The following is a 19402-nucleotide window of genomic DNA, read 5'->3' on the forward strand; positions in this document are numbered from 1 at the left end:
TTAGAACCTCTGGAGATAAACACTCGATTTGCGGTTCTGTAGACCGTCAGGGAGCGGGGTAGTTTACCTATAAGAAAAAAATACTATTCGCTGATATTTTCAGATGCTTCCTACGCAAGTGCTTGCAAGGAAAACGTCGAGGGAATCCGCACAACCCTCTGGTGAACGCGCCGCGAAGCCTCTATAACTACAAGCTCCTTTATTCAGAAGTCGGGAAACCACAATGAGCAAGGTCTACACGATTGCCGTCCTGGTGGGCAGCTTGAGAAAAGAGTCGATCAACCGCAAGGTCGCCCTGGCCCTGGCCGAACTGGCCCCTGCCAATCTCAAGTTGAACATTGTTGAAATCGGCGACTTGCCGCTCTACAACGAGGACATCGACGGTGCAACACCGCCCGCAGCCTACAGTACTTTCCGCAAACAAGTGAGTTCATCCGACGCGGTGTTGTTCGTCACCCCCGAATACAACCGCTCCGTGCCGGCGGCGTTAAAAAATGCCATCGACGTGGGCTCGCGCCCATATGGGCAAAGCGCCTGGAGTGGCAAGCCGGGGGCCATCATCAGCGTGTCGCCGGGTGCCATTGGCGGCTTTGGCGCCAACCACCATTTGCGCCAGTCCCTGGTGTTTCTGGATGTGTGGTGCATGCAACAGCCGGAAGCCTACCTGGGCGGGGCAGGCAGTGTGTTCGATGAGGCGGGGAAGGTGTCGGAAAAGACCAAGCCGTTCCTGCAGGCATTCATCGATGCCTACGGCAAGTGGGTGGAAAAACAAAAGGCTTGATTTGGCAATGCGCTTAAAGTGGGAGCGGGCTTGCTCGCGAAGGCGGCGGTTCAGCAGAGACATCATCAACTGATACACCGCTTTCGCGAGCAAGCCCGCTCCCACAATGGGTTTATCGCAACCAGTTGGTGCGTGCCAGTTCGATAACCTCATCGCCGCGACCGCTCATCACCGCCTTGAGCATGTACAAGCTGAACCCCTTGGCCTGTTCCAGCTTGATGCTCGGCGGCATCACCAGTTCCTGAGTGGCGGTCACCACATCCACCAACACCGGGCCATCGTGGGCCAGGGCACGGCGCAGTGCCGGCTCCAGGTCTTCGGATTGCTCCACACGTATGCCCAAAATGCCCATGGCATTGGACATGGCCGCGAAGTCCGGGTTTTTCAGCTCGGTACCGGTGTCCAGGTAACCCGCAGCCTTCATCTCCATGGCGACAAAGCCCAGGGACGAATTGTTGAACACTACGAGTTTGACCGGCAATTGCAGTTGCGCCAGGGAAATGAAATCTCCCATCAACATGGTGAAACCACCGTCCCCAGACATCGAGATCACCTGCCGTCCAGGGAATGCCGCCTGGGCGCCGATAGCCTGAGGCATGGCGTTGGCCATCGAGCCATGGTTGAACGAGCCGATCAGCCGGCGCTTGCCGTTCATCTTCAGATAACGCGCCGCCCACACGGTGGGTGAGCCGACATCGGCGGTAAAGATCGCATCATCATCGGCCAGCTCGCTGAGCAAGCGCGCCACATACTGGGGATGGATCGGCCGGCCGGCCTTGGACGGTTGCGCCAGGTCATCCAGGCCTTGGCGGGCTTTTTCGTAGTGCTTCAGGGAGGTGTCGAGGAAGCTGCGATCGGTCTTGCGGGTCAGGCGCGGCAACAGCGCGTCGATGGTTTCACTGACGTCGGCGGCGATGCCCAGGTCCAAGGTCGCACGGCGGCCCAGGGCTTGGGGGTTGCGGTCCACCTGGATGATCTTGGCGTCGGTCGGGTAGAACTGGCGATAGGGGAAGTCGGTGCCGAGCATGACCAAGGTGTCGCAATCGAGCATGGCGTGGTAGCCGGAGCTGAAACCGATCAGGCCAGTCATGCCGACGTCGAACGGGTTATCCCACTCCACATGCTCCTTGCCCCGCAGTGCGTGCACCACCGGCGCGCCGAGGGCGTCGGCCAGCGCCACCACTTGATCGTGGGCACCGGCACAGCCGCTGCCACACAGCAGGGTGACTTTCTCGCTGCTCTGGAGCATGTCGGTGAGGCGCTGCAAGTCCTGCTCAACCGGCAGGGTGCGCGGTGCGTGCAAGGCCGGCCACGGCTTGAGCTTATCTTCCACCTCCAGCAGCGATACATCTCCCGGAATCACCACCACCGCCACGCCTCGGTTGAGGATCGCCGAACGCATGGCACGGTGCAGCACCTGAGGCATCTGCTCGGGGTTGCTCACCAGCTCGATAAAGTGGCTGCATTCCTTGAACAGTTCCTGGGGATGGGTTTCCTGAAAGTAATTCAGGCCAACCTCCGAGGACGGAATTTGCGCGGCAATCGCCAGCACCGGCACATGGTTGCGATGGCAGTCGAACAAACCATTGATCAAATGCAGGTTACCCGGCCCGCAACTGCCGGCGCACACCGTCAATTCACCGGTGGCCGCCGCTTCGGCACCGGCAGCGAAGGCGGCAACCTCTTCGTGGCGCACATGCATCCACTCGATGCTGTCCATGCTGCGCAGGGCGTCGGTCAGGCCATTGAGGCTGTCGCCGGTCAGCCCCCAGATACGCTTGATACCCGCTTGTTCCAGGGTGGTCGCCAACTGCTGGGCCAGGTTGATTTTCGCCATGAGGAACTCCAATCGTCAGTGAGGTTGAAAAACTGCTGATCAGTAGGGGACAGTTCAATCACGGCGAATGCTCCGCCTTTAATGTGAAGATTGCGTCATGCTTGCGCGGTATTGCCGCGTACGCCGCGCGATAAACCACTGGTCACAGGCCAACGCCAGCCAGGGCGCAACGTTGGGGTTGGGCAGACGGCCGCGGCTCAGGCGGCGCATCTGGTCGCGCACCACGGCGAGGGTGGCGAGGGCGGCCAGCGGTTTGCGCTTCCACTCCATAGGCCGCAGTTGTGGGTTGAGGTCGCGACCTTCACGCCATTGTTTGATCAGTTGCGGCTCCAGGGTCAGGGCGGTGGCGATGCCAGCCATGGCGATGCCGCTGTCCAATACTTGCTGGACCACCGGCAAGCGGCGAATACCTCCGGTCACCATCAGTGGCAGGGTGGCGATGCTCGCCATTTGTGTGGCGAAATCCAAAAAGTAGGCTTCACGGGCCAAGGTGCGACCGTCCCGCGCCTCACCTTGCATGGCCGGCGCTTCATAGCTGCCGCCGGACAACTCAAGCAAATCGATCGGCAGTGTATTGAGCATCTCCACTACAGCGCGCGCATCGGTCTCATCGAAGCCGCCGCGCTGGAAGTCTGCGGAATTGAGCTTTACCGACACACAAAATGAAGGGCTGACGCTGGCCCGCACGGCACGGATGACCTCCAGCAGCAGGCGTGCGCGGTTTTCCAAGGGGCCGCCCCAACGATCGGTGCGATGGTTGCTCAAGGGCGAGAGAAATTGGCTCAACAGATAGCCATGGGCGCCGTGGATCTGCACCCCGGTGAACCCGGCTTGCTCGGCCAGGCGGGCGCTGGTGGCGAAGCGCTTGATGACGTCCTGGATGTCGTCTTCGGTCATGGCCTTGGGTTTGGCGAACATCTTGGAAAAACTGCCCACATCCAGCGCAATAGCCGAGGGTGCCAACGCTTGTTGACCGAGGTTGGCCATGGTCTGGCGGCCTGGATGGCTGAGCTGTACCCAGAAGTGCACACCTTTGTCCCGGGCTACGTCGGCCCACTCACGAAAACTGGCCAGGTGCTGCTCGTTTTCCAGCGCGACACCGCCAGGGCCGGTCATGGCGCGGCGGTCGATCATCACGTTACCGGTCAGCAGCAGGCCGGGCTCACCGTCGGCCCAGGTCTTGTACAGCTGCTTCAATGCTTTGGACGGTGCCTGATGCAGGTCCGCCATGTTCTCTTCCATCGCGGCCTTGGCGATGCGGTTGGCGATGACTTGGCCGTTAGGCAGTTGCAGCGATTCGAAAGGTGACATGGGTTAACTCCTGAGCAGGGGAGGCCTCAGGCTAAGCTTAAAGTTAACTTTAATGTCAAGCGGGAGTCGATCACACAGGATTGACGGGCGATGGAACTGTAGGAGCGAGGGGGACGCCTAGTTCTTGCTCGCGAAAAACTCGAGGACAACGCGTTCATTCAGGATGTCAGCGTTATCGTTCAGGTTTTTCGCGAGCAAGCTCGCTCCTACAGGGACAGGGACAGGGGCTTAGCGGCGGCGGAACAGCGGCAGGGGTTCATCGGTGGCGGCTTGGTAGGTCACCGAGAAATCCTTGAGACTTTCCAGCGCTTCGTACGGGTCTTTGTCCGCGCGCAAGGCGAAGGCATCGAACCCACAGCGGTGCAGGTAGAACAACTGGTCACGCAGCACGTCGCCAATCGCACGCAATTCACCCTTGTAGCCATAACGGTCACGCAACAAGCGCGCGTTGGAGTAGTTGCGCCCGTCGGTGAAGGCCGGGAAGTTCAGGGCGATGACCTGGAAGTGCTGCACGTCATCACCGATTTCTTCGGCTTCTTCATCGGCGTCCAGCCACACGCCCAAACCGCCGTCGCGGGCCTTGAGGGCGTGGCCGTGCTCGCGCCACAGGGCCAGCGGCACGATCAGGTCGTCGCAGTTGGAGATGCCGTCGAAGCTCGCGTCCTTGGGCAGCAGGTGCCAGGTTTCGTCGACGACTGCGTTGTTCTTAATGATTCGCTGCATAGACGCGCTCCTTGAACAGGTCGATGCCGATGCGCTGGTAGGTGTCGATGAAACGCTCATCTTCGGTGCGCTGTTCGATGTACACGTCGATCAGCTTGCCGATCACCTCCGGCATGGCTTCCTGGGCGAAGGATGGGCCGAGGATCTTGCCCAGGCTCGCATCGCGGCTGGCGCTGCCACCCAGGGACACTTGGTAAAATTCTTCGCCTTTCTTGTCCACGCCCAGGATGCCGATGTGGCCGACGTGGTGGTGACCACAGGCGTTCATGCAACCGGAAATGTTCAGGTCCAGCTCGCCGATATCGAACAGGTAGTCCAGGTCGTCGAAACGGCGCTGGATCGACTCGGCAATCGGGATCGACTTGGCGTTGGCCAGGGAGCAGAAGTCGCCGCCCGGGCAGCAGATGATATCGGTCAGCAGGCCGATGTTCGGCGTAGCAAACCCGCCTTCGCGCAGTTCGCCCCACAGGGTGAACAATTGGCTCTGTTCAACGTCCGCGAGAATGATGTTCTGCTCGTGGGAGGTGCGCAGTTGCCCAAAACTGTAGCGCTCGGCCAGGTCGGCGACCGCGTCCAGTTGCTTGTCGGTGATGTCGCCTGGCGCTACGCCGGTAGGCTTGAGCGACAAGGTCACGGCCACATAGCCCGGCTTTTTGTGCGCCAGGGTGTTGCGCGTGCGCCAGCGGGCGAATCCTGGGTGTTGCTGGTCGAGTGCGGCCAGCTCGGCGTCCTGATTGGTCAGGGCCTGGTACTCAGGGTCGACGAAGTGCTTGGCGACGCGGTGTACTTCGGCTTCGGTCAGGGTGGTTTGGCCGCCGCGCAGGTGTTCCATTTCGGCATCGACTTTCTGGGCAAACACCTCAGGGGTCAGCGCCTTGACCAGGATCTTGATCCGGGCCTTGTACTTGTTGTCGCGACGACCGTAGCGGTTGTAGACCCGCAGGATGGCGTCGAGGTAGCTCAGCAGGTCCTGCCATGGCAGGAACTCGTTGATAAAGGCGCCGACCACCGGGGTACGGCCCAGGCCACCGCCGACCAATACGCGAAAGCCCAGCTCGCCGGCGGCGTTGTACACCGGCTCCAGGCCGATGTCGTGCACTTCGATGGCCGCACGGTCGGAAGTCGAGCCATTGATGGCGATCTTGAACTTGCGCGGCAGGTAGGCGAATTCGGGGTGGAAGGTGGTCCACTGGCGCACGATTTCACACCACGGCCGTGGGTCGATCAACTCATCGGCAGCGACGCCGGCAAATTGGTCGGTGGTCACGTTGCGCAGGCAGTTACCGCTGGTCTGAATGGCGTGCATCTGCACGGTAGCCAGTTCAGCCAGGATGTCCGGCACATCTTCCAGGGCCGGCCAGTTGAACTGCACGTTCTGGCGGGTGCTGATGTGGGCATAGCCTTTGTCGAAGTCGCGGGCGATCTTGGCCATCATTCGCGTCTGGCGCGACGTCAGTTGGCCATAGGGCACGGCCACCCTTAACATCGGCGCAAAGCGCTGAACATAAAGGCCATTTTGCAGGCGCAGAGGGCGGAACTCTTCTTCGCTCAGTTCACCTGCTAAGTAGCGTCGGGTCTGATCACGGAACTGCTTGACGCGGTCCTCGATGATGCGCTGATCGTATTCGTCGTATACGTACATATAGGTCCTGTTCTCGGCAAATCTGCGCGCACGGCCGCGCACTCCCAACGGAGCCGGCGCACGATACCAGTTTGCGTATATGCGCAAAAGTGATGTTTGGGTATATGCAAATAACCAAACTGACTAATGAGAACAGTTATCGCCATACCCACATTTGTCATAGGGGCAAGACTGGTCTTTACTGTGGACGAGTCTTAATGCAGTCACCTATAAAACCGACAAGAGGCGATGCGATGAGCAATTCCACCAAAGTCCGTAAACCTGACAGCACCGTTGATGCCTGGGCCATTTTGTTTCTGATTATTCTTGTGGTCGGGACCGCCGTGTTCTGGGTCAGCCACCAGTAACAAGGCCGTTGATTGAGCCGCGATTGCCTGTCGAATTGCCACTGTCGTGGCGTTCGATATTCAAGGCTCGGACGATTTGCGCGCGCGCTGTCGGCCGTGGGTAAACCTGCATATCCCAACCGCTACCCGTTCAGCCTGCAACTGTTGCTGCGTTAAACCCCGGCCAGGTGCAGCACCAACTTGACGATGCCGAACAAGGTCAAGGCAAACACCGCAGTGAACAGCAGGCCCAGGATCACAAAGTGGCTGGGCTTGCCGTGGGTAAAGTCACGGGCACGGTTCTTGCCGCTCTGTACGCCAAAGGCCGCCGCCATGACGCTGTGGAGCATTTGCCAGAAGGTCGGCGGCTTGTTGTCGATTGGATCGTCCATAGAGCCCTCGTCAGGAAGGTTTCCTACAGAGCATAGACAATTTGCCGGCCGATCCACTTTCAATGCCTCCCATCACTCACTCAGGTTTGGCGTGGTCCTGATCAAGAAACAGTTTATCCAGAGGCGGTTTGATCTGGGCTTTCTCCAGGTTGATCACCGCTCGTTTATCGGCGACCTGATCGAAGCGGTCTTTGCCGGTGAGTCCACGTTCAGCCTTAGTCTTCAGATGGGCGAAAGCAGCAGGTGATGCGGGCGCATCGACGGTGTTGTAGTGGAAGTGCGCATACCACAAGCCGTCATCTGGGTTCGCTGCTCCGGGCCCTGTTTTACTCTTGTCATGGATTACATATTCGGTGAGGTAGTCGGTGGCGGCCAATTGCTTGCGTGACTTGACTAATTTGATGTCGATAAAACCGTGCCGCCACAAATACTCCACCTTGGAGATTTTCGGGCGTTGCAGCAGATATCCCTCACTGCATACCTTGCGCGCCTGCTCAATTGCGGCGTTCGCCTCTTTCAGGTAATCGTCGTACAAGGCGGTGAACTCTTTATCATCGGCATGGTTGAGTACGAGTTCGTCGGCAAGTGTTTTAAATTTTTCCGCATGCTGGCTCAGCATCACATCCCAGTCATAGGGATTGAGACCTTCCAGTCGTCTGGGGTCCAGCAGTTTTCGCTGTTGGAAACGAATGTTCGCGTCGATACCTGCCCGTTCGGCTCTGATGGTTTGCGCCTGCGCTTTTATCGCGTTCAGCGGTCGAGCCACACTGGCTGGCTTAACCACCTGCCAACGTCCGCTACTGGTGTTTTCCTGATAGGTCGCGACAACCGCTCCGGTCAGCGTGTCCTTGATGTCGGCATAGTTGCCCGGTGCATCCGCCTGGCTTGGGCGCAAGTCGCCGATCAGGCTCTTCTCGTCGACGGTTTTGATGACCCTTCGGTTAGCGGGTTTCTGCCGAGTGGGTTTGTCGGGAACCGGCTGAGGCGCAAACCCTTCTTCAACGAGGATCAGGTTGGTCAGTTGCGCTTCAAGGCTTGTGCGGGCCTCATCCAGGTGCTCCTTGAACGGCACTCGATATGCCTCTCGTATGAAACCGGAACCCATTTCAGTTAATGAGTTGACGGCGTTCTCCAGTCGTTCATACCGTTCAAGAATGTCATTGAGTACATCCATTTGCTCCCGTGCCGTGTAGCCGGCGGTCGTGCGTATTTCCGCGTGTGTGAGTACGCTGATTGTGGTTTCTTCATCAATGAGCTCCTTGACGAAAGGAAATTCCGCCGGTATCCGGGAGCCATGACTGCGGTCGAGTACCAAATCGAGAAGCAGTATCAGTGCATTCTGTTTTATCGCGACTGTGGAGAGGTTTTGACCGGCCGGTCGGCCTTCCAGTAGGCGTTGGCGCAGGGCAGGGTCCGCCTGCTGGAGGATGCTTTCAAGTTTGCCCATGGACTCAATCATTTGTTTGAGCGTCTCTATTTGTTGGGTCCTGGTATGGATGAACGTTTCGTAGGCATCGGTGATGTGTTGGGGTAATTCTCTATTGACACGGTCACCGAGCTCTTCAGTGCTTTCTCCGCGTTCGGTTTCAAGGGTGTCTGAAAACTTCTGTACCACGGTATCGTTGACCGATGCCCAGTGCAGATAGATCGTTTGCGTTGCGAGATCTCGTCCTGTTTTGTGTTTAGGATCCGTCCTGTCGGCGGCTATCAGTTCGTCAGACTTGGCTTCGACCCTTGGCATTATTGAAAGCGTGGCTTGCGCATTCTTCTTGTAATTGTCGAACGCGATATCCCACTGGACCTTGGCTTGCGCCGTCGCGATTCGCCTTTGCTCATGGCGTGCCGCAACGCTGGCGTGCAGTACCGGGTGCGGCTTGGAGGTGCCTAGTCTTATCCAGTCCTCGCGCAGCTTTACTTTCTGTTCAATCAGCGTAGTGCGTGCAGTATTCAAGGCTGTTTCGAACGGCAGAAAAGAGAACATCAATGAGATCGCTTCTGCATTGAGTGCTTGCAGTTCTGCATTCAATACGTCCAACCGTTCTTTGTGTTTTCTCTGCCATTCCCCCATCCGGCCTTTGCGCATACCGCCCTCCAGCCTGGCCTGTCGGTCCAGCCGCCAATGCCCCTGGCTATCGCTGACCAGCCTGAAGCCCGGATGCAAGGGGTGTTGCGGGTGAACCAGATAGACATCGCCAAAACCCGGCACCACGTTCACCTGGAACAGCAGTCCGCCAACGCTGGCGTGCCATTTGCCATTGATCCAGTAAAGCCCCTTGAGAACACCGGTCGGCAGCGGGGTTGGCAAGGGATCAGGCCAAGGTACCTTGACGTCTTGCAGCGCCTTGAACAACTTCGCGCTGGCCTGGGGGCTGGCAAACGAACGGCTGAAATCCAATGTTGTGCGGCCTGTCGCCGGAGGCTCACCGGGTAACGCCACGTAGCCATGGCGAACCACGGCGGCAGTTTGCGAATGAGGCAAGCCAGCAGGCCGACGCCAGGCTTGCAACTGCAGGGCGTTATCCTCTCCTGTCGGTTCCGACAGCGGCCGTCCGGACCGGGTGGACGGTGTGGCGGCATGCAGCAAGACCATCGCGGTATTGAGCAACAGATCGATCAGCGCCAGTTCGCGGGTGGTGGGGTCATCGCTGTCCAGGCCTGCCAAATCCTGTTCCAGGCTGCTGACCAGTACCAGAAACCAGCCCGCCAACATGGCCGGCCCTTGTACCAGCGGCAGCAGCAGCGTATTGAACAGCAGCCATGCACCTTCCATCATGATGGCCCAGCGGCTTTCGCTGTTGGACACCGACTCGCGGTCGGCCAGGTCCACCAGCGCCCGCGCGGTGCTGCCGAACAGGTGGTTGAGCAGTTGGCCGTTGATTTGCGACTGCAACCACTCGCCGGCGCCTTCATCGACGGCCAGTGTTGCGGGTACGGGTGTTTCAGGGCGGCTGAACTCATCGCCGGGCAGGAAACGGATGATGTGCGGTTCTTTGAAGCCGCCGTTGTCGTAGATCGGCCGGGCCTTGTCGGTCAGCCAGGTCAGCACGTTGCTCTGCAAGTCGCCAGGTTCGGCCAGCGCGTCCAGCAGGGCTTGGCGGGTCGGGTATTCATGCAGGGCATCGGCATACAGCGGTAGATACAACAGATGCGGGCCAACGCTCGCGTCGCGAGGTTCGATGATGAAGGCATTGTTGACTTCATCGGGCTTGGCCCCGATTTTACGGCACAGGGCCAGTGGCCGCAGGACGATTTCCTGGCCGTCGACGATGCGGTCCGAGGGCATTTCACCCATCAAGGCTTTCACATACCGGTAGCCGGTGATGGTGACGCCGTTCAGTTGCCTGACCTTGTGTTCCAGCGCCTGCATCGGCAGATGAACCTTGAGTTCACGGGTAAACAACGCCTCGCGTCGCCGGGCGTCGGCGGTGTCGGACAGCAACAGGTCCTTGATTTTTTGCGGGTACGTGGTGCCGATGTCGACACGCTGGATCAGGCCGTTGCTGCCCAGCAGGTAGTCTGCGTCCAGCCAGGTCGGCAGTGACGCAGTACTTTTGGAGGTGAGCGTCAGCGTGCCTTTGGGTTTACCCGCCAGATTTTTCAAGGCCAGTTCCGTCAGCGACATTTGCACATGCTCGATAATCCCGGACCCGCCTGGGTAGCCGGCGGCCACGGCGAAGTCGAGCAGCACCGCGTCGGGATCGAAATCCCCATGGTCGGTCTGCATCTGCTTGCGCAACGCGTCGCGGCTGAATTGCTGGATATTTTCAATGCCTTCGTTGAACGAACGGCCTTCGTTTTGTCGCAGCACCCGCGCCATGTCCTGCAGGTGACGGTGATAGGCAAAGCGGTCGGCGCTGGTGGCCTGCCTGAGCCAGTCAGGCAGTTGGTCGCTGACCTTTTGCAGAAGCGGGGTGGCGGCCATCGCAATCTTGGTGAAAAAAACCGCCGGGTCGGTGATTTTTTCCAGGCGCCGCTCAAGGGTTCGTTCGTCGTGGCCCTCAAACGTCAACGTCGCGAGGTCTTCCAGTTGCTGATTGAGGATCAAGCCGGCTTGTAGTTCGAACACATTGCCGTCGGGTTCGTTGCGCCTGCAGGTCATGCTGTCGAACTGGAACTGGCGCTGCATTTTGACGCCCCACGCGTCGCCGAACTCATCGATAGAGGTAAACGCTTCGACAACCCCCGCCACGCTGTACAGCAGCACCTGTTTATCGCGTACCAGCAGCAGGTCCGGTGTCAGCAACTGCACGTCTTTGCCGGCGCGGGTGAAGGTGTTTTCAATGAAATAGACATAGGTTGGAGGTGACGAATGAGGCAGACGCTCAAGCATCACCGGCCAGGCGGCGACAACCCTGAGCATGTCCCGTTGGGTTTCGCTCAGGCTGGATTGACCCGCGGCTGCGGCGGTCATTTGGCCGTTGAGAAACTCACCCAGCCATTGCCAGCGACTGTTGCCATGGCTGTCGATCGCGCTCCAGTAGTCCGCCAGGTCGTGCTGGAAATACAGCGAGAGCGATAAGCGCACCTCGTCGATGATTGTTGCGATGACCTGCATGTCTATCAGCGGCAGAGTCGCAGGCTTCAGGATCTTTGCGTCTTTTTGAGTGAGGAAGTACGGCAACTCGCGGTGTGAGTGCAGATCAAGTAGCTGCGGGTTCAGTACATGTTCAATGGCGACGGATATCAACGGCTTGAATGTGTAGTGACCCGTGGCATCCGGGCTGGCCAGTTTTACGCTGAGCAAGTTCAGATCAAGGGACGGGTAGCGCTCCAGGATGCGCTCGCTCAGTGCCCTATACACGACTGAGAACAGCGCCGGGCGGGTGGCGAAATGCTGATGGACGGCCTTGGCCGGTAACTGGCTCAAGTCCATGGGTGAAGCGGGGAGAGTCGGCATGACAAAATCCTTTTCCTGTTAAACCCGGTATTTTTTGGCTGCCGGGTCAGCGGGCCGGTGATCGGTCCTTCTAGGAAATCGAAGTTCGTCCTGGCGTCAGCGGTATCGGGATATCGCGGTGGGCGTTATGGCACGCAACCCCTCCCGCCTTGCTATATGCACCGCCTCGCGTGGTGAAGGCTGTGATGTGCTGTCATTCCATTTCAAAGGAGTGACACGATGGTCGATTCAACCCAACCTTCTTCGCCCGTGCTGCACACGAGCGAAAAAACCAAGGACGTAAAACTGGCTGCCACGCAGAGCGTGCACGGCGACTTCCTGGAGAAAGCCAGCCCCCAATGGCTGATCGACGCAACGCCTGAGCGCAAGCAGGCACTCAAGGACGCAAGCACGCAACTGCCTGCCTGGTTCCAGAACGCTACGGCTGAGCAACGTAATCGGGTGACGAGCAGTTTTCTTGCCAGCTTCACCGCGCAGACCCAACTGGATAAAACGATGTCCACCTTCCAGGACGTCGAAACCTTCGCCCGGTCCTTGCTGCTCAAGGTTTTGAAGGATGTGCATCAGGTGGAAGTCGATGTCGACAAAACCTTGCTGTGTCTGCGGCGGCCACTGGAGCTCGGGGTGCTTGAAATAGAAGTGTCGTCCTTCGAGGTCTTGAAGTTGTCCATGCTTGACGCCGCCCTGCACAACTTCGAAGAGTACGAGTGCGAGGAAGGCGCATACCACAAAACCTCGGGGTTTGTGGAGGCGACCAGCACCTCCGGTACCTACCATTCGGTGGCGGTCAACCTGAAGGTCAGCCAGTTTCTGACCCTGTGCCGCAGCCTGGATATCGGCGCCAAGTACCAGGCGTACTTGCAGTCTTTTTTTTACCCGGAGGCGGCGGCGTCGCACGTCACGCTTCGCGAGCACTTTATTGCCAGCCAGAAGGCGGCCCTGAAGGCTGCCGCCGAACAGGCGCTCTTGACGGGGGACATTGAGCCGGCAGATCACCAGATGATCCTGTCGGTGATCGATGGGGTCATTCATCCCTGGATGGGCGACAAACAAGTCTGGTTCAGAACCCTGGGCCTGATGAAGCTGAGAATGACGGGCACGATGGTCTTCGTGATCAGCGAAAAATACCGCTACACCGATGAGCTGATTGTTTACATCCCCCAGGACCCGGAGCATCCGCTCAAGCGTTATCGCTGGTCGCAAATGGAAGCGGAGTTCAAACGCCTGTTCACCGCCCCGGATGCCTCCAGGCCCGGTGATGCCACGCCGACGCCTTACCAGGTGTTTTTCAGTCGGTTCGTGCCTTTCGACAAAAGAGCCTATTACTTCAGCCAATTCAGCGACGAAGCCGGCGGTTCAACCACGGATTTCTGGCGATCGCCGTGGGGCAGATTCATCAATGACGTTAACCCGCTTACGTCGGTGGCTGTCGGCATCAAGGAGTTGCCTCCTGAGGCTCCCCCCAAACGTGTACCCAAAGACGATCCCTACCTCGCCCCCTCGGCGCTACTGCGTCGTGGAAAAGGCATTTGGGCGGAAAACATCGACCCCTGGAATTATCTCTATGAACAACACCGCGAGCGGGTGATTGCCGATGCCCGTGCCCATGCCATGCCAACGGCTGATGTGGATGCCAGGGCGCGGGAGGCCAAGCTTGGGTTTTTGTTGGAGATCGGCCTGCTGGGGTTGAACGTGGTGTCGATGTTTGTCCCGGTGCTGGGCGAAGTCATGATGGTGGTGATGGCCGGGCAACTGCTCTATGAAACCCTTGAAGGCTCGATTGAATGGGCCGAGGGTGACCGACGGGCGGCCAAGGCGCACCTGGTCGACGTGGCGCAGAACCTGGCGCTGATCGGAGTGATGGCGGGTGTTGGCGCCGGAGTCAGCAAGTGGCGGGCGGCCAAGGCAGAGCCTGTGATTGAAGCGCTGAGCGAGGTCACGCGCCCTGATGGCCAGGAGCGGTTGTGGAGGCCGAGCCTGAGCCGGTATGAAAGCCCGGTGATAGTGGGTAGCGAGCTAAGTCCGAATACCCTTGGGCAATATGTGAAGGACGGCAAGACGTACATCCGCCAGGGCAATAAGGTCTACGAACAGTATTTCGACGAGTCGCTCAACAAATGGCGGATCAAGCACCCAACCGATGCCCAGGCTTACCAACCGATTCTCGAGCATAACGGCCGCGGTGCCTGGCAGCATACGTTGGAGCGCCCGTTGGAGTGGGACCGCCTGACGCTGTTGCGTCGCATGGGGCATGAAACCGAAGCGTTCACCGATCCGGAGTTGCTCAAGATCGCCGATGTCAGCGGTGTCAGCGACAACGCGTTGCGCAAGATGCACGTGGATCATACCGTGGCACCTCCCGAGCTGCTGGATAGTTTGCGTCTGTTCAAGGCGGATGCGAACGCGACACGGGTAATAGAGCAGCTTGAGGGCACACGCCCGATTGATGACCTGTATTTGTATGCGCTGCCGTTGATCGTGGAAATGCCGAAATGGCCGCAGGGCCGGGTGCTGGAGGTGTTCGAGGACATCGCGCTGTCCGGCAAGTCGGTCAAGTATGGTGTTCAGCGTCCAGTCAAGGGCGCTGTTATTAAGCCGCCCATCCAACTGAGCCGGCACGATGTCCTCGGCGGTGAGGTGCCTGCGCGTATTCTGCTGTCTCTGGATGAGTCCGAGATCACTCAGTTACTCGGCGCCCAGGCGGCGCGTTTTTTCGATGCCAGGAAGCTGGAGTTCAATCAGCAGCTTGCCGGGTATGCCCGCCAGCGCAAGCCCGCGATTTTTGACAGCATCTACACTGGGACCGAACCCGTGGACAGCCGTGTCCTGCTACTGCAGCGCGCCTGTCCGGGGCTCAGCGAGTCGGCAGCCTTGGGGGTGTTGGAACATGCCGGCGGCGGTGAACTTGAACGGCTGGCCACGACTCAGCGTGTGCCCCTGAATATGCTGGAGGAGGCTCGTTGGTATGCTCGGCAAGGGCGCCTGGCGCGTGCCTACGCGGGGTTGCGCAGTGAGGTGATGGCCTCGGCGGATAGTCGCCGACTGGCGCTGCACACCCTGCAAGTGCTGCCGGGCTGGCCGGATACGCTGCGCCTTGAAGTGCGCGATGGCAGCATCAGCGGAGCGCTGCTCGACAGCATCGGCGCAGAAACCGCGAGCGAGAAAAAATACCTGGTTAAACAAGGGCCCAGTTATCAGGCGTTCAATGAGCGGGGCGAGGAACTCAATAGCGTACCCACCGAAGGCGACAACTATTACGCCTCGCTGATGCATGCCATGCCGGATGACGCGCGCCGCAGCCTTGGCGTGCCGCAGGTCAGCCAACACACGCAACTGCAACAGAAAGTCATCGAACAGGCGGACGCTCATCGCGCCGACGCGCCAGGGTGGCTGGATAAGCCCGCGCGCAGCTTCAAACCGCCGGTACGGGTAAACGAGCTATTGCTGGGCTATTACGCCAGTGGGCGGGGTCGCAGTGTTCCTCCGGTACTCGCGGGCATTGTGCGCACAGTCTATCCGGACTTGACCGAAGCGCAGGTCGGTGAATTCCTCCTTGGGCATTACCGGGCTGGTAAAAGCCCCCAGGAGATTAGCAGCCTGCTGAAAGAGCTTCTTAAAGAGCGCACACGTCTGCACTCGACAATTGATCACTGGGTCAATCGCTCTGCAGTTACCCACCGTCAATACAATTTCCTGGCAGGCGAAGCGCTCAAACGCAGTTGGAGGCGTTCTCCCTTGGTCGGGACAGAAGCCGGTGCCGATGCACTGGCCTTGACTCTTTTTGAGGCCTTGCCGCTGCTGCCAGCGAATTTTTCACACGTGCGTGAGTTGTCAGTATCCGGACCTGCCCTGCATGACGGCAATATCGATGGGTTTCTACGGCATTTTCCCACTACTGAAAAACTTTCGATCCATTCCTCGCCTCACCCTGTCACAGCGCCGGCTGTGCCCCTCTCACTGGCAAACGTGCCCGAGGCGCTGAGCGAAATGAGTGGGCTCAAACAGCTGTCGATAACCTTGAATGCGCGTCGACCGGCTGCGGAACTGCCGTCAAGGCTGGCTGCCTTGACCCGGCTTGAACAGCTTGAACTCGGCTACTTCGGCCACCAGGGCGAACTGCTCGACACCCTGGATTTAACGCCGCTGCAACAGTTGAAAAAACTGAAAATCGTAGCGCCCCACGTGTCCATGAAATGGCCCGCGTATGCTCAGAAGCTCGCGCGGCTTGAACGACTGGACCTGAGCAAAACTTCAATCTATGAGCTGCCCGTTGAGCTCTACACCGGGCATGAGCGGTTATGGGCCGGGTTATCGCTGGACTGGTCGAAGTTCAGCTATGAAGCTTTCAAGCCTGCCTACGAGCATGTCAAGAATTACTCCGGGCCTTTCGGGCCGCACCTGGCGAATCTGGATGAGATGGTTCGGGGTTACAGTCGCGGCGAGTTGGACCTGCTGATGGGAGGGGGCGGTAGTGGCACGCTTATGACTGACGCGGTCATGAGAAAGTGGAACACCCCTCAAACGAGGATGGGCGCGGTTGAGTTGCTGCGCTTGGAGCACGCAGGAATTTTCAAGCAGTTCTATCAACCGTCCGCCATCCCAGGGTTCAGGAATCGGTTCGTGGTGGATCGCTGGAGGACGGCTCAAAACACCAGTATCTTGCGTGCTCTTGAGAAAAGCTGGCGGGGCGCCGTGTCCCAGCGCTATGGCATTGCGACCGATGTGAGCGAGTTCGAACTTCCGGACCTGGGGCCATCGCTGTTTGAGCCCTTCGGTGATGAAAAAATCCGCGAGTTGCCGGTGTTGCCGGCCGGCACGTTTTCCCATGTGAAAACGTTGAAACTGGGCTGGTTGGAGGGCGTGCCGGCCGATCAAGTGCGTGGTTTTATTCAGGCGTTCGATGGCGTGCAAACGCTTGAACTACGTGACAACCGCCTCACCGAAGTGCCGATTGCAGCCGGCGGCCTGCCGGAGCTGACGCGACTGGACTTGTCCAACAACCAAATCGTGGTGACACCCGCGGTGCAGGCTCAATTCAATGGGCTGAAAAAACTGCAGGTGCTGGATCTTCAGTTCAATCTGCTGGGCACACTGGACGTCAGTGCGATGACGCAACTGACGGCGCTGAACCTGCGGCAGACGAAACTGCAGGCATGGCCAACGGGCGCCGAGGGCTTGACGCAGTTGTCGTGCCTGGATTTGCGTGACAATCAGTTGACGACGCTGACGCCCGCCGCTCTGGCTCACCCGGATACGCTGATGTACACCGAGCTTACGGGCAACCCGTTCAGCCCCGAGGGCGCAGCGGCGTTGGAGGCCGCGCGGCGCCGGGTCGAGGCGGTCAAGGGATTGCCGGATGGCGCATTGACCCGCTTTGCCCTTGAGCCTGTACCACCGATATTTCCGCAGACGGAGACGGCGGCCTCGATCAGCACGCACTTGTTGCCGCTGCTTGAGGACGCTGCTGGCCTCGAAGGCACTGCGGGGTATGCCGCACGCCTGCAACGCTTGGATGCGACCCTGACCGAGGAGCAAGCTGCGCATCGGGTTGGGCAACTGCGTGATACAGGCATGGATGACGGGCAAATCGATACGCAGCTCAGCCAATGGCATCAAGACGACGAGGCACTGACGCGGCAGTTGAATGGTTGGCTTTTTATCCGGGAGGTGCGTACTTCCGCAGGCGTCATCAGCGCGCAAAGTCGTGGGCCTGCCGCAGGGTTCATCCGCTCGTCCTGGCAGCAAGGCGTGCCGGCGGGGCGTACGGGCGCTGTGATTGAGGAACTGAGCCTGCAGGGCTTGCAAACCGGCGATCTGCCCGAACTGGTCGTGCCTTTTCCCCACGTGCATTCCCTCAACCTGACGGGGGTCAAACTATCGGCTCAAGGCTCCAACGGGTTTCTGAGTGGTTTCGCCCAGTTGCGTCGTTTGGTGCTCAGCGGTAATGAACTGGCGGCACTGCCCGACGCGGTTCAGCACCTGGGCCACCTTGAACGCCTGGAGCTGGCGGCCAACACGTTCACGGATGCTTCCTCACTCGTTGACCGAGTGGACGGTGAGCGTTTACGCGGGCTGGACTTGAGCCACAACAACCTGGAAGCATTCGACACCCAGGCATTCAGTGGCCTACAGACCCTGGACCTGAGCTACAACCGCATTTCGCATTGGCCGGCCGGGGCATTGGACGCTCAGCATTTGACCACGCTGAACCTGAGTGGCAACGAGTTGACCCGCTTTCCTGATGAACTGCTCGATGGTAATCATGACAGCCTGGTTTCAGGCACTGACCTGTCCGATAACCATGAGCTGTTGCCCGAAAATCTGCGCCAGATGCGCGATTATGCCGACGCACGGGAGCGTACAGAGGTGATGGGGTTTTCGCGAGCCGAACTGGATCGCAGGTTGCGGCGACTGGAATCCGATTCTGACTCCAGTTCAGACTCAGGTTCCGATGGCGATTCGGACTCGGACTCGGACTCGGACGGCGATGACAGTGACGGGCACGCCGCTGTTCTGCCTGCGGAGGTTTTGCTTGATCCGCAGCTCAATGTTGCGCCGTCATCACTGGAGCCCTGGCTGGCCAATGCCAGCCCGCAATTGGTGAAGCACCGAACCGAACTATGGAATCAACTGGCACAAGCGCAAGACCATGATCGGTTTTTCCTGCTGATTTCAAGGCTGCGCCTGACCACGGAGTTCAGTCTCGGTCGCGCAAGCCTCACACAACGGGTATGGGACGTTATTGAGGCCGCCGCAGAAAATACCGAGCTGCGCGCCACCTTGTTTATCGAAGCCGAAACTCACGGAACTTGTATCGATGGTCGAATTCTCACGTTCAGTGAGATGGAAGTACGGGTATTCGAGTATCGTGCTTTGCGCGGTATTCCTTCGCAAAGTATCGACCTTCGGGGGAGGGCGTTGCTGGACCTGTCGCGGCAGTTGTTTCGGTTGAATCGCGTCGATCAATTGGCAGAGGCGGCGGGAGTCGGCCTGGATCGTGCTGAAGAACGCTTGAAGTATCGAATCGGCTTGACGCACGGCTGGCCTGACGGCCTGGCATTACCTGGGCAACCGGTACACATGGCCTATGGACGGCCTATTGAGGGGGCGCGCCAGATACGAGCCCGGGCGCAAATAATGGCCGCAGAGAGCACCGATGAGTTTGTCGAACATCTGATTTCCCGTGATTACTGGGTGCGGTACTTGGAAGAGCGCTACCCCGAGCAGTTCGATGCGCTCGCCAACGAGCTCGCACAAAAATATGAGGCATTGGAGGACGAGCATAGCGAACGGGGAGATACCGAGAGCATGGAGCGCTATAGCCAAGCACTGACCCGGATGGAGGTAGAGCGGGCTACGGCGCGTAACTTGAAATTGATGGCGCTGTCCCGGTCGGAGATACAACGGTTGGCGGGCATTGCGCCGGCTGACCCGGCGTCACCTCAACCGGGCCCGTCCTGGCGCCCGTGAGCCAGCGTTGATCTGCGGACGAT

At 59.1% G+C, this 19402-nt stretch carries 8 protein-coding genes; 2 read left to right on the top strand and 6 right to left on the bottom strand.

The window, feature by feature from the left end:
* Window positions 1-223 precede the first annotated feature (223 nt).
* Complete coding sequence (locus tag ODQ19_RS21680; RefSeq protein WP_330211158.1) at window positions 224-781, top strand: NADPH-dependent FMN reductase; 558 nt, start codon at window positions 224-226, stop codon at window positions 779-781.
* A gap of 112 nt (window positions 782-893) precedes the next feature.
* Here the strand turns inward: ODQ19_RS21680 and poxB are convergent, their stop codons facing one another.
* The 6 genes from poxB to ODQ19_RS21710 all read right to left on the bottom strand — a co-directional run bounded on the left by poxB (window position 894) and on the right by ODQ19_RS21710 (window position 11909).
* Complete coding sequence (gene poxB, locus ODQ19_RS21685; protein WP_330211159.1) at window positions 894-2618, bottom strand: ubiquinone-dependent pyruvate dehydrogenase; 1725 nt, start codon at window positions 2616-2618, stop codon at window positions 894-896.
* A 78-nt stretch (window positions 2619-2696) separates the two neighbouring features.
* The gene (locus tag ODQ19_RS21690) at window positions 2697-3929 is read right to left on the bottom strand and encodes an NADH:flavin oxidoreductase/NADH oxidase family protein (RefSeq protein WP_330211160.1); all 1233 of its coding nucleotides are present in this window, start codon (window positions 3927-3929) and stop codon (window positions 2697-2699) included.
* A 228-nt stretch (window positions 3930-4157) separates the two neighbouring features.
* The gene (locus ODQ19_RS21695; RefSeq protein WP_003190711.1) at window positions 4158-4652 is read right to left on the bottom strand and encodes a DUF934 domain-containing protein; all 495 of its coding nucleotides are present in this window, start codon (window positions 4650-4652) and stop codon (window positions 4158-4160) included.
* Window positions 4636-6294 carry a nitrite/sulfite reductase gene (locus tag ODQ19_RS21700; protein ID WP_330211161.1) on the bottom strand — a complete coding sequence of 553 codons (1659 nt, stop codon included), beginning with the start codon at window positions 6292-6294 and terminating at the stop codon, window positions 4636-4638. The genes ODQ19_RS21695 and ODQ19_RS21700 overlap by 17 nt, the downstream gene beginning before the upstream one ends.
* 499 nt (window positions 6295-6793) lie before the next feature.
* Window positions 6794-7012, bottom strand: coding sequence for a DUF2970 domain-containing protein (locus ODQ19_RS21705; protein ID WP_116667758.1), 219 nt, complete (start codon window positions 7010-7012; stop codon window positions 6794-6796).
* A 76-nt stretch (window positions 7013-7088) separates the two neighbouring features.
* Window positions 7089-11909, bottom strand: a complete 4821-nt coding sequence (locus tag ODQ19_RS21710) for a dermonecrotic toxin domain-containing protein (RefSeq protein WP_330211162.1) — start codon at window positions 11907-11909, stop codon at window positions 7089-7091.
* Window positions 11910-12128: 219 nt separating this feature from the next.
* Between ODQ19_RS21710 and ODQ19_RS21715 the strand changes: the two genes are divergently transcribed.
* Window positions 12129-19379: an NEL-type E3 ubiquitin ligase domain-containing protein gene (locus ODQ19_RS21715; RefSeq protein WP_330211163.1), complete on the top strand. Its 7251-nt coding sequence runs from the start codon at window positions 12129-12131 to the stop codon at window positions 19377-19379.
* Window positions 19380-19402 lie beyond the last annotated feature (23 nt).

It is taken from the genome of Pseudomonas sp. AM4(2022) (assembly GCF_036346515.1).
Taxonomy (GTDB): Bacteria; Pseudomonadota; Gammaproteobacteria; order Pseudomonadales; family Pseudomonadaceae; genus Aquipseudomonas; species Aquipseudomonas paracarnis.